Raw genomic sequence first — 12,014 nt, forward strand, 5'->3', positions numbered from 1 at the left:
ATGGGTCTGCGAACTATTCTCGACGATCTGGAACCGCATTTTGAAAAAGGTGGCCGCTTTGAAAAGTGGTATGCCCTCTATGAAGCGGTTGACACCATTTTTTATTCGCCGGGTTCGGTAACAAAAACCACGGCCCATGTGCGCGACGGTGTCGATCTTAAGCGCATCATGATCACCGTGTGGTTCTGTGCGTTTCCCGCCATGTTCTACGGTATGTGGAATATCGGTTTCCAGGCCAACACCATCATGGCCGATATGGGTATCGCTGCTGGTGAAGGCTGGCGTCATGCTTTGATCGGCATGTTTGCCGGTTACAACCCGGCCAGCGTGTGGGACAACTTCTGGCATGGCTTCTGGTACTTTATCCCGGTTTATGCCGTGACCTTTGCGGTCGGCGGTTTCTGGGAAGTACTGTTTGCCATGAAGCGCGGTCACGAGGTGAATGAAGGCTTCTTCGTTACCTCTATTCTGTTCGCACTGATTTGCCCCCCTTCAATTCCTCTTTGGCAGGTAGCCCTGGGTATCAGCTTCGGTGTGGTTGTGGGTAAGGAAGTATTCGGTGGTACCGGTAAAAACTTCCTTAACCCAGCGCTGACCGGTCGTGCCTTTTTGTTCTTCGCTTATCCTGCACAGCTTTCTGGCGATGCAGTGTGGACGGCGGTAGACGGTTACACCGGCGCGACGGCATTGTCGGTTGTGGCCAGCGACGGTATGGCGGCACTGCAGGACAAACTGACATGGTTCGATGCGTTCAGCGGTAACATGCACGGCTCCATGGGTGAGGTATCCACTATCGCGATCCTTATTGGCGGCGCTGTTCTGCTTTGGACGGGGATCGCTTCCTGGCGCATTGTACTGGGTGTATTCAGCGGCATGGTGGCGCTGTCGTTGCTGTTTAACGGTATCGAAAGTGATAACCCCATGATGGCTATGCCCTGGTACTGGCACTTCGTTTTGGGTGGTTTCGCCTTCGGTATGATCTTCATGGCCACCGACCCGGTTTCCTCAGCCATGACCAATACCGGCAAGTTCATTTTTGGTTTGCTGATCGGTTGTATGGTTGTTCTGATCCGCGTCGTTAACCCCGCCTTCCCAGAAGGTATGATGTTGGCAATTCTTTTCGCCAACCTGTTCGCACCACTGATTGACCATTTCGTGGTTCAAGCAAACATCAAACGGAGGTTGGCACGTGGCTAATAACGACAGTATTCAAAAAACACTGCTGGTCGCGGTAACACTCTGTATCGTCTGTGCATTGTTTGTTTCCTCGGCGGCAGTAATGCTGAAACCGGCTCAAGTTGCCAACAAAGCGGAAGACCGCAAGGCAAATATCCTCGCTGCTGCGGGCATGCTTGACCCTGAGAAAAGCATCGATGAGCAATTCGAGCGTGTGACTACGCGCATTGTTGACCTCAATACAGGCAAATTTACCGACCAATTTGATGTTGCAAGCTTCGAGCAAAGCAGCGTCGCTAAAGATCCGCAAACTTCAGTGGATCTGGGCGGTGACGACATTGCCAAGATAAAGCGCCGCGAAAATTACGCGACGGTCTATCTTGTCGAGAGCAATGGCGAGCTGGACAAGATCATTCTTCCGGTGCGCGGCGCTGGGTTGTGGTCAACACTTCACGGCTTTTTAGCATTGGAAAACGACCTCAATACCGTTGCCGGCTTGGGCTTCTTCGAGCACGGTGAAACACCGGGGCTTGGCGGCGAGGTTGATAACCCGAACTGGAAAGCGCTGTGGCCGGGTAAAAAGGTCTACGACGAAGGGGATGCAAAAATTCAGTTGATCAAGGGCAGTGTCGATGCCAACACGGCAGAAGCAGAGCACAAGGTTGACGGTTTGAGTGGAGCAACTTTGACCAGTCGCGGTGTAACCAATCTACTGCAATTCTGGATGGGCGAGAATGGCTACAAGCCTTTCTTGAGCAACCTGCAGTCAGGGGAGGCCTAAGTAATGGCAACGATGAAAGAGGCATTGACCTCACCCATATTTAAAAACAACCCAATAGCGCTGCAGATCCTCGGTATTTGTAGTGCCTTGGCGGTAACCTCAAGCATGAAGGTTACCCTGGTAATGTGTATTTCTGTGATTTTCGTTACGGCGTTTTCCAACCTCGCCGTATCGATGATTCGCAACCACATTCCTGGCGCTATCCGTATCATCGTACAGATGGTTATTATTGCCTCGTTGGTTATCGTGGTTGACCAGGTACTCAAGGCCTACGCCTATGCCATCAGTAAGCAGCTGTCGGTATTCGTTGGTTTGATCATCACCAACTGTATCGTTATGGGGCGCGCTGAAGGCTTCGCAATGAAGAATCCACCGCTGGCGAGCTTTATCGATGGTATCGGTAACGGCTTGGGCTATAGCGTGGTGTTGTTCAGTGTGGCGTTCGTGCGTGAGCTGCTCGGTTCCGGAAGCCTGTTTGGCATCGAGATTCTCGCCACAATTAACAACGGCGGCTGGTATGTACCTAATGGCTTGCTGCTGCTGCCTCCCAGTGCATTCTTCTTGATCGGTTTCTTCATCTGGATCCTGCGTAGTGCAGACAAAGAGCAGGTAGAAGAGGAAGAATTTAAAATCACTAAGAATACACGCAGCGTTAAGGAGGCCTTCTGATGGAACACTATCTCAGCCTGTTCGTCAGGTCGGTGTTTATCGAGAATATGGCGCTGGCCTTCTTTCTTGGTATGTGTACCTTCTTGGCAATTTCAAAAAAAATCCAGGCCGCCATCGGTCTTGGTATTGCGGTAATTGTTGTACTGACACTTACCGTGCCGGTTAACAACCTGATTTATACCTATTTGTTGCGCGACGGCGCGCTGGCGTGGGCCGGCTTCCCGGATGTGGATCTCAGCTTCCTGGGCTTGTTGAGCTACATCGGTGTTATCGCGGCTATCGTACAAATCATGGAGATGTTCCTGGACAAGTTCGTCCCGGCACTCTACAGCGCCCTGGGTGTATTCTTGCCGCTGATCACGGTGAACTGCGCGATCATGGGCGGTTCACTGTTCATGGTTGAGCGTGATTACAACTTCACCGAGTCGGTAGTTTACGGCGCGGGTGCGGGAACCGGTTGGGCGCTGGCGATTACTGCTTTGGCGGGTATCCGCGAAAAGCTCAAGTACAGCGATGTTCCCGAAGGCCTCCGCGGTCTTGGCATCACCTTTATTACTGTCGGCTTGATGTCGTTGGGCTTTATGTCCTTCGGCGGCATCGATCTGTAACCGAGAAGAAGAACTGGAGGCGTTTTAATGAATACAGTGGTTATTCTCGGTGTAACGATGTTTACCGCGATCGTGTTGTCGCTGGTAGCCGTTATCCTGTTTGCTCGCGCGCGCTTGGTGAGCAGCGGTAATGTGACCATCGAGATAAATGGTGAAAAAACAATCAGCGTACCCGCTGGCGATAAGCTATTGGGTACGCTTTCGAATCAGGGCATCTTTTTGGCATCTGCCTGTGGTGGCGGCGGTAGCTGCGCGCAGTGTAAGTGCATTGTAAAAGATGGTGGCGGCTCCATGCTTGCTACTGAAGAGGCACACTTCAGCCCCCGTGAAGCTCGCGAAGGTTGGCGTTTGTCCTGTCAGACGCCCGTCAAGCAGGACATGGTTATTGAAGTGCCTGAAGATGTCTTCGGCGTTAAGCAGTGGGAATGTACTGTTGAGTCTAACCCCAACGTGGCTACCTTCATCAAAGAGCTGACGCTCAAGCTGCCCGAAGGTGAGAACGTAGACTTCCGCGCCGGTGGTTACGTGCAGTTGGAGTGTCCGCCTCACCACGTGAAGTACTCTGACTTTGATATCCCCGAAGAGTATCGCGGCGATTGGGAGCGTTTTGGCTTCTTCAATGTTGAGTCAAAAGTTGACGAGACCGTTGTGCGCGCTTACTCAATGGCCAACTATCCCGAAGAGAAGGGCATTGTTAAGTTCAATATTCGTGCAGCAACACCGCCGCCGAATAATCTTTCGCTGCCAGCTGGCCAGATGTCTTCCTGGGTATTCAGCCTGAAACCCGGTGACAAAGTTAAGGTGTACGGCCCCTTCGGTGAGTTCTTTGCTAAGGAAACTGAGGCAGAGATGGTGTTCATCGGTGGTGGTGCGGGTATGGCGCCAATGCGTTCGCACATCTTTGACCAGCTCAAGCGTTTGAATTCCAAGCGTAAGATCTCTTTCTGGTACGGCGCTCGCTCATTGCGCGAGGCGTTCTACATGGACGAGTACGACAAGCTGGCGGAAGAAAACGACAACTTTGAGTGGCACTTGGCACTGTCTGACCCGCAGCCTGAAGACAATTGGGAAGGTTTGACGGGCTTCATTCACACTGTGTTGTACGAAAACTATCTGAAGGACCACGAGGCACCTGAAGATTGTGAGTTCTACATGTGTGGACCCCCGATGATGAACGCGGCAGTGATTAAAATGCTCGAGGATTTGGGCGTAGAACCGGAGAATATTCTTCTTGATGACTTCGGTGGTTAAGCGATCTCTGTCCGCGGAAAAAGCAGCCTTAGTGCTGCTTTTTCTGTTTTTAAGTGCCTGTAGTCCGGCGCCAGAGGAAATTATCCAGTTCAGTGGCGAGACGATGGGCACCACCTACCACGTCACGCTGCGAAACCCAGGTGATTTGCGCGCAGAGCGCTTGAAGCAACAGCTCGATTATCAGCTCGCGCACTTTAACCAAATTGCGTCGACCTATATTGATGACTCTGAGCTAAATAAGCTAAACCGCGCGCCCATCGGTGAGTGGCAACAGCTGAGTGAGCCGCTATATGCGATTCTGACCATGGCAATGGAGGTGAGCTGGCTTAGCGGCGGGGCATTCGATATTACCGTGGCGCCGCTGGTGGACCTTTGGGGGTTCGGGCCGGTGAAGCGCGAGGGCCGTCCGAGTGACGACGCCCTGGCCGACGTGATGGATAGGGTGGGTTATACCCGCCTGCAGCTCGATATGCTTGAGCCAAAGCTGATGAAGTCTGCGGCATTGAGCATGGATCTTTCAGCCATTGCCAAGGGCTATGGCGTCGACGCTGCCGCGATTTGGCTGACGTCGCTGGGTGTGAAAGACTACCTCGTTGAAATCGGCGGCGAAATGCGTGTAGCGGGGAAGAGCCCGCGCGGCGATGCCTGGCGCATCGGTGTTGAGAATCCGGCCGGCGGTGGCCCTCAGTTGGCGATAGCGCTGGGCGATATTGCGGTGGCGACCTCCGGTGACTACCGCAACTATTTCGAGCAGGATGGTGTGCGTTATTCTCATACTATTGACCCGCGCACTGGCAGGCCCATCACTCACACGCTGGCGTCGGTGACGGTGCTTGATCCATCGTGCGCCTTCGCTGACGCGATGGCGACCGCGCTGTCCGTAATGGGTACGGAGCGTGCGCTGGAGCTTGCTGAAGCTCAGGATTTACCTGTGTATATTATTGAGAAAGGGGAAGAGGGTTTTGTCAGTCGTTACAGCTCGGCCTTTGCTCCCTATCTACCGAAGGAGTAAGTGATGGCGACTATTTTTGCAGCAGTACTGGTGATGTTGCTGATCGTGGCGGCGATGTCGGTCGGCGTTATCTTTGGACGCAAGCCGATAGCGGGCTCTTGCGGCGGTGTGGGTGCAGCGTTGGCTGATCCGGATTATGTCTGTGACCTCTGCGGGAACGACCCGAATAAGTGTAAAGAAGAGTCCGAGAAAGCGGCCATGCAGGCTGACAGCAAGCAATTTTATGACGCTAGCCGCGACTAGCGGTTCCTGTGCGCCGCAGACAGCGGCGCAATAACTGCGGTTTCTTGTCCCGACAATGCTAGTATAGAGACCCAACCGTTCACGGCCCCCCAGCAACACTATGCCAGCTTCACTCCCATTCTTTATTGGTCTTCGCTACTTTCGCAAGGGTGCGGGGGATGACCGTTTTCTATCCTTGATGTCGTGGTTTTCACTATTGGGCATGATGCTCGGTGTTGTCTCACTGATCGTCGTGACCGCCGTCATGAATGGCTTTGAAGCCGAGCTACAGAAACGTGTGTTGTCAGTGTTACCCCATGCGTATGTGGAGGGGCCGAATCAACGCCTGGATGATTGGCCTGCACAGCGACAAGCGATAGCCTCGGCGCCAGGGCTAAAAGCCTCGGCACCCTACGTCGGTGGCAAGGCGATGCTGTCGGCGGCAGGCAGAATACAGGGCGTTGCGATGTACGGCATCGACCCCGAATTAGAGCGATCAGTGTCGTCGGTCGCCGAAAAAATGATCGCCGGTCGCTACTTGAGCGAAACGCCCGGTCACTATGAAGTGGTAGTTGGCGATATCCTTGCGCGGCAGTTGGATTTGATGCCCGGCGACACGCTGCGGGTGATTTTACCGAAGGTCACCGTCACGCCCTTTGGTTTATTTCCCCGGGAGCGGGTTTTCACCGTTGTTGGAATGTTTTCAGCGGGCGCGCAGCTTGATGCCAGCACGGCGTTTATCCATCTTCAAGACGCACAAAAACTCTATCAACTGGGTACTGCCGTGCAGGGCTTACGCCTGCAGTTTAGCGACCTTCTCCAGTCGGCAAAGTGGTCTGCCGATCTACTGCCCTTGCTCCCCAAAGGCAGCACAGTGGTGGACTGGAGTGCCAGCCAAGGCAGCCTGTTTCAAGCCGTTAAGATGGAAAAGCTGATGGTGCGGCTGCTGTTGATGTTTATCGTCATCATCGCCGCCTTCAATATTATTTCCATTCTAAGTATGGCCGTTTCCTCTCGGCGCGGCGCCATTGCGGTGTTGCGTACCATGGGTGCATCGCCTGGCAGTATCACCGGGGTATTCATTGTCTACGGGGTCGCAACCGGGCTGTGCGGTGTGTTGTTGGGCTTGCTGATTGGCGTGCCGCTGGCAGTGAATATTGGTGACGTCGTCGCGTGGTTAGAGTCCGTGACAGGTCTGTATGTGTTTGATCCGCAGGTGTACTTTATCAGCCGAATACCGTCGCTGCTGAGGGTGACGGATATTGTGTGGATTTGCGGTTTTGGTCTCGCACTAAGTGTATTGGCCACATTGTATCCCGCGCGCCAGGCGGCCAAAGTCCAGCCGGCAGAAGCATTGCGCTACGAGTAAATGAAAAATATGGAACAACTAAGCACCGCGAAACCGGTTTTACACTGCCAAGCCCTCTGCAAGCGTTATCGTCAGGGCGACGGCGAGCTCACCATTCTCGATAACATCGAGCTGGTGGTGAAGAAGGGGGAAATGCTGGCGATAGTCGGGCCCTCAGGGGCTGGTAAAACCACCTTGTTGCATATGCTGGGAGGCTTAGACTTGCCCAGTAGTGGTCGGGTACTGATTAACGACCGTGACATCGCCGCTCTTAATGACCGTGACCGCAGTCGTCTGCGCAATGCCGAGCTGGGCTTTGTCTACCAATTTCACCACCTGTTGGCAGAATTCAGCGCGGTCGAAAACGCCGCAATGCCGCTGCTTGTTGCCGGTAGAAAGCGACGAGAGGCAATGGCGGAGGCCGCGAGCTTGCTGGAGCGCGTTGGCTTGGCCAGTCGGCTCAGTCATCGTCCCGCCCAGCTTTCCGGTGGCGAGCGGCAGCGCGTGGCCATTGCCCGGGCGCTGGTCAATCGCCCGGCTTGTGTGTTGCTTGATGAACCAACCGGGAATTTGGACGGTGATACCGCTGAGTCTGTGCACGCGCTGCTCGCTGAGCTTAACCGCGAGTCTGCAACGAGCTTTTTAATTGTTACCCACGACCTACAACTGGCGCATCGCATGGACAGAATTCTGGAATTGCGGGCTGGCCAATTGACCCAGAAGGTATAGCAGTGGCCGGTATCTCCAGATTTATTGGTTTGCGCTATAGCACCGGCGGTGATGGCAGTCAGCTGATGTCATTTCTATCGCGGTTGTCCATGGCGGGGTTGATATTGGGCATTGCCATGCTGATTACCGTGTTGTCGGTAATGAACGGTTTTGACCGGGAGATGCGCCAGCGTATTCTCGCCCTTGTGCCGCACGTTAGTATGGTGCCCTGGAATGGCGGCGACGCCGATTGGCAGTCATTTCGCAGCAGTGTTCTTGCACATTCTGAGGTTCGCGCTGTGGCGCCCTTTGTACAGGGCAATGCGCTGTTAGTGAAGTCCAGTCAGGCCGAGCCTGTGCAGTTCTTCGGGGTCGACCTTGCGCAGGAAGCGACGGTGTCGCAGATGACACAGTTCGCTGATTTCAGCGCATTTCAGGAGCAGAGCGTCGTGCTTGGTAAGGGGCTTGCAACGCGCCTGGGATTGGCGGCGGGAGACTCGTTGAGCTTGGCAATTCCCCAGCCGGAGAAGGGGGGAGTGCGGTTTTATCGCTTTACGCTTGCGGCGATTTTCAGCAGTGGCACGGAGCTTGACCAACAGCTGGTGTTGATGCCGCTGGCTACGGCCCAGTCATTATTGCCGAATCAGTCGTTGTCGTTGCGGGTTGCCCTGCACGACGTGTTTGCAGCGCCGAAAGTGGCTTGGGAGCTGTCAACAGTGCATGGTCGACACTACCGGTTGCGTGATTGGAGTCAGCAATTTGGCAATATGTATCACGCGATACAAATGTCGAAAAAGTTAGTGGTGATAATGATGTTGGCCGTAGTGGCCGTTGCGGTATTCAACATTGTTTCAACACTGGTGCTTGTGGTGAATGACAAGCGCTCGGATATTGCCATTCTGCGCAGCCAGGGCGCCACACAGAGCGACATTCTGAAAACCTTTATGGTGTACGGCGCGATCATTGGCGGTATTGGCACGCTCATCGGCGCCATACTGGGCGTGCTCTTTTCTTTGGTGATCGGTGACCTTGTGGCTGGCCTGGAGCAGGTGTCCGGAGCGCAGCTGTTGCGCTCGGATGTCTACCCAATTAGTTATCTGCCGACTGATATTCGTGCCAGCGACGTCGCGATTGTAAGTGCGGCGGCGTATTTTATGAGTGTTTTTGCCAGTTTGTATCCCGCATGGCGAGCATCGCGGCTCGCGCCCGCGCATACCCTGCGGCAGCAGTAACAGGGATCAGTTAGGTGTTTTTGCTCTGCGCTGCTGTTGACGTTTACGCCAGCGGCGCACAACGTGCACGCGCCACAGTATGTGGATACCCACCGCACCGACCAGGCCGCAGAATAGCCCGGTCAGCAAGCAGCCAAGCAAGAATGGCCGCCACAACAAAATCAGTTCATCCTGAATCCACTGCCAAGACAGCTCAAAGGCGAAGTCCTTGGCAGGCACGTCAAGCAGGGCAGCACCCACTTTGTAGCTAAAATAGAAGAAGGCCGGCATGGTAACGGGGTTGGTGATCCATACCAGCATTACCGATAGCGGCAGATTTGCCCGCAGCAAAATAGCCAGCAGTGCCGCAAGGAGCATTTGTGTGGGAATGGGCACAAAGGCAGTGAACAGACCAATAAAAAACGCAAAGGTCACTGAGCGGCGATTTAAATGCCACAGATTGGGTTCGTGAAGAAGACTGCCGAACACGCGCACTGAGGGGTGTTCACGCATGCGCTCGGGAGCCGGAAGCCATCGCTTGAAGAATTTACGAGCCATTGGCCCCACTTTACGTAAAATGAATGCACATGACAGCCGCTAGCACAGTGCCATGCGGCGTTATTATGCATGTAAGTCGAGAGCGAGACCAGTATGTTGTCATGGATGACATTTGCTGCAGCCGGGCTGGCAGTGCCTCCTTTTCTGCCGGAGGTCATCGACTGGCGCCTGCTCGTCGGCGCTGCGATTGCTGCTGGCCTGATGGTAAAACGGCAGTGGCGCAGCGCAGCGGTAGCGTTTTTCCTCGCTTGCGGCTACAGCGCGCATTATTGCGAGCAGCGTTTCGCTCAGCTTCCCTCAGCAGGAGACATGCCGACAAAGGCGGTTTTCGACGCCCTGATCCTCGGCCCAATTGAGGAACAGAGTGGTTATGGGCGAGTTTACTATCGCTTTGATATTCAGTTGGCCGCCGGGCAGTGTGCCGACGGCTACTGCCCCGCCGGTCGCGCCCGATACCGTGTGAACTATTACGGCGTGCGTCCCCCTCAAGCTGGCACCTGGGCGAGGTTGACGCTGCGCTTGCGACCGCCAACGGGTGCCCGGTCACTGGGGGCTTTTGACTACGGCCAGTGGCTGATTGCCAACGGCTACGCCGGGCGCGGTTATGCCAAAGCCATTATGCCAATCGCAGGCGCTGAACACGCAGCCAGTATTGGTGTTCGCTATCAGCAACTGCGTAATCGCTTGTTGAGTCAGCAGCGCGAGGCGCTCGTTGGCCTGTCGCGGCAGGGTATTATGCGGGCGCTGCTCTACGCGGATCGGCGCGATGTCAGCGACGAGGATTGGGCGCTGCTTTCCCGAACCGGAACCAGTCACCTGATGGCCATATCAGGTATGCATATTGGCATTGTTATGGCTTGGGGCTTTGTTCTGGCTCGCCTGCTTGGCGCCGTATTGACACGAGGCGGGCAGGGCAGTGTATGGCTGGGGCCGGCTCTTGGGTTTGCTCTGGCCAGCGCTTATGCCGCAATGGCCGGGTTTACGCTGCCCACTCAGCGGGCATTAATCATGGCCGCCGTGCTATGCGTCGGGCTGCTACTACAACGGCGCATATCGCCGTGGCAGGGCCTTCAGATTGCGCTGGTATTGGTGCTAATGCGCGACCCACTGGCACTGCACAGTGCTGGGTTTTATCTGTCATTTGTTGCTGTGGGCGTGTTGCTGATGCTGACAATGGGCGTGCAGTCGGGCCGGGCCGCCTGGCGCAAACTGCCGCTTCTTCAAGCGCAACTGTTATTCGTATTATTGCCGGTGCTGGCGATTTGGGGTTTCGGCTCAGGCGTCGCGGCATTACCGGCAAATTTAGTGGCAATTCCGGCGCTCGCGCTGGTCATTATGCCGGTGCTCTTTATCGCGTTATTGGCGGCTTGGCTAGGCTTGCCCGATTTTGGCCTATTTTCTGCCGCGAATTCGTTGCTCAAGTGGCTGTTTAATTATCTTGAGCTGCTGTCACAGCTGCCATATTGGCAGCCCGCGCTTAGCGTTTTATCGATCCTGTGCCTACTGTTGGCTGCGGGTTTACTGTTGTTGCCCCGCGGCGTATTGGGTCGCCCCTTGGCGGTGATTTTTGCCGGGCTCGGTTTGCTACAAACGCCGCCATCGCCGCCACCCGGCCATGTATGGGTGAGTGTTTTAGATGTAGGCCAGGGCTTGTCGGTGTTGGTTCAACAAGGGCGGCGTGCGTTGATCTACGACACCGGGCCGAGCTTCTCGGCGCGCTACAACAGTGTTGATGCGGTGCTACTTCCGCTGCTCCGTCGCCGCGGCATTCACCGGGTCGACCGCTTAGTTCTCAGCCACGGAGATCGCGATCACGCCGGCGCGGCCGACAGGCTGGTGAGCGCGGTGCCGGTGAAGCAGGTACTGTCCGGCGAACCAGAGCGACACCGCGAATTGGCGGCGAAGAACTGTCATCTCGCGTCACCTTGGCTTTGGGACGGTGTGGAATACCGTTTTCTACGCTATTCACCCTCTCGTGACAGCAAGAGCAATAACCGCAGCTGCGTTCTGCTTATTCGCGCTGGCGATCACCGAGTACTGCTGACCGGCGATATTGAACGGGGTATTGAAGCAAAATTGGCGCGGAGATGGCCCCCAGAGGTAAAGCTGGACATGCTCCTGGCGGCGCATCACGGTAGTAAAAGCTCCTCGTCTGATGTATTTCTCCGCGCTACTCAGGCCGAGCACGTTGTCTTTGCGGCCTCGCGGTTTAACACCTACGGCCACCCTGCCAAAGACGTTACCGAGCGTTTTCAAAGACTGGGAAGCCGCTGTTGGCAAACAGGTATCCACGGTAGTGTGCATTTCGAGATGACCAGCGAGGGTATGCAACTTTTGCTATATGACGGGAAAAAGCGCTACTTCTGGCAGATTAACCCCAAAGATGTGTGCGCCATGCCGTATTCAGGGCCGTGATGACTTTTTCATTGCCAGCATCGCTGTATAATGCAGCGACAAAAATAAAGAGGCT

12 protein-coding genes are annotated in these 12,014 nt (G+C 55.0%); 11 read left to right on the plus strand and 1 reads right to left on the minus strand.

The features are described 5' to 3' along the window. The 10 genes from B3K78_RS02280 to B3K78_RS02325 all read left to right on the plus strand — a co-directional run bounded on the left by B3K78_RS02280 (position 1) and on the right by B3K78_RS02325 (position 9,007). Positions 1-1,197: an NADH:ubiquinone reductase (Na(+)-transporting) subunit B gene (locus B3K78_RS02280; RefSeq protein WP_286694158.1), complete on the plus strand. Its 1,197-nt coding sequence runs from the start codon at positions 1-3 to the stop codon at positions 1,195-1,197. Next, positions 1,190-1,957 (plus strand): Na(+)-translocating NADH-quinone reductase subunit C, encoded by a 768-nt coding sequence (locus tag B3K78_RS02285; protein WP_286694159.1) that lies wholly within the window; start codon positions 1,190-1,192, stop codon positions 1,955-1,957. The genes B3K78_RS02280 and B3K78_RS02285 overlap by 8 nt, the downstream gene beginning before the upstream one ends. Positions 1,958-1,960: 3 nt before the next feature. After that, entirely contained in the window at positions 1,961-2,626 is a 666-nt protein-coding gene (locus B3K78_RS02290) for an NADH:ubiquinone reductase (Na(+)-transporting) subunit D (RefSeq protein WP_027872593.1), read from the plus strand. Then, positions 2,626-3,234: an NADH:ubiquinone reductase (Na(+)-transporting) subunit E gene (nqrE, locus tag B3K78_RS02295; RefSeq protein ID WP_027872592.1), complete on the plus strand. Its 609-nt coding sequence runs from the start codon at positions 2,626-2,628 to the stop codon at positions 3,232-3,234. Before B3K78_RS02290 ends, nqrE begins: the two co-directional genes overlap by 1 nt. A gap of 27 nt (positions 3,235-3,261) precedes the next feature. Continuing rightward, positions 3,262-4,485, plus strand: coding sequence for an NADH:ubiquinone reductase (Na(+)-transporting) subunit F (gene nqrF / locus B3K78_RS02300; RefSeq protein WP_286694160.1), 1,224 nt, complete (start codon positions 3,262-3,264; stop codon positions 4,483-4,485). Between the two features lie 31 nt (positions 4,486-4,516). Further along, positions 4,517-5,497, plus strand: coding sequence for an FAD:protein FMN transferase (locus tag B3K78_RS02305; RefSeq protein WP_286694161.1), 981 nt, complete (start codon positions 4,517-4,519; stop codon positions 5,495-5,497). 3 nt (positions 5,498-5,500) lie between these two features. Then, positions 5,501-5,740: a (Na+)-NQR maturation NqrM gene (gene nqrM / locus B3K78_RS02310; RefSeq protein ID WP_027872589.1), complete on the plus strand. Its 240-nt coding sequence runs from the start codon at positions 5,501-5,503 to the stop codon at positions 5,738-5,740. A 100-nt stretch (positions 5,741-5,840) separates the two neighbouring features. Continuing rightward, positions 5,841-7,088 carry a lipoprotein-releasing ABC transporter permease subunit gene (locus B3K78_RS02315; RefSeq protein ID WP_286694162.1) on the plus strand — a complete coding sequence of 416 codons (1,248 nt, stop codon included), beginning with the start codon at positions 5,841-5,843 and terminating at the stop codon, positions 7,086-7,088. A gap of 9 nt (positions 7,089-7,097) precedes the next feature. Further along, complete coding sequence (gene lolD, locus B3K78_RS02320; protein WP_286694163.1) at positions 7,098-7,796, plus strand: lipoprotein-releasing ABC transporter ATP-binding protein LolD; 699 nt, start codon at positions 7,098-7,100, stop codon at positions 7,794-7,796. Positions 7,797-7,798: 2 nt separating this feature from the next. Continuing rightward, positions 7,799-9,007 (plus strand): lipoprotein-releasing ABC transporter permease subunit, encoded by a 1,209-nt coding sequence (locus B3K78_RS02325; protein WP_286694164.1) that lies wholly within the window; start codon positions 7,799-7,801, stop codon positions 9,005-9,007. Between the two features lie 6 nt (positions 9,008-9,013). Here the strand turns inward: B3K78_RS02325 and B3K78_RS02330 are convergent, their stop codons facing one another. After that, positions 9,014-9,544: a DUF2062 domain-containing protein gene (locus B3K78_RS02330; RefSeq protein ID WP_286694165.1), complete on the minus strand. Its 531-nt coding sequence runs from the start codon at positions 9,542-9,544 to the stop codon at positions 9,014-9,016. Between the two features lie 93 nt (positions 9,545-9,637). Between B3K78_RS02330 and B3K78_RS02335 the strand changes: the two genes are divergently transcribed. Beyond that, positions 9,638-11,959, plus strand: coding sequence for a DNA internalization-related competence protein ComEC/Rec2 (locus B3K78_RS02335; protein WP_286694166.1), 2,322 nt, complete (start codon positions 9,638-9,640; stop codon positions 11,957-11,959). The last annotated feature ends 55 nt before the right edge of the window (positions 11,960-12,014 follow it).

Origin of the sequence: Spongiibacter sp. UBA1325 (assembly GCF_002306875.1) — a bacterium.
Classification (GTDB): Bacteria; Pseudomonadota; Gammaproteobacteria; order Pseudomonadales; family Spongiibacteraceae; genus Spongiibacter; species Spongiibacter marinus.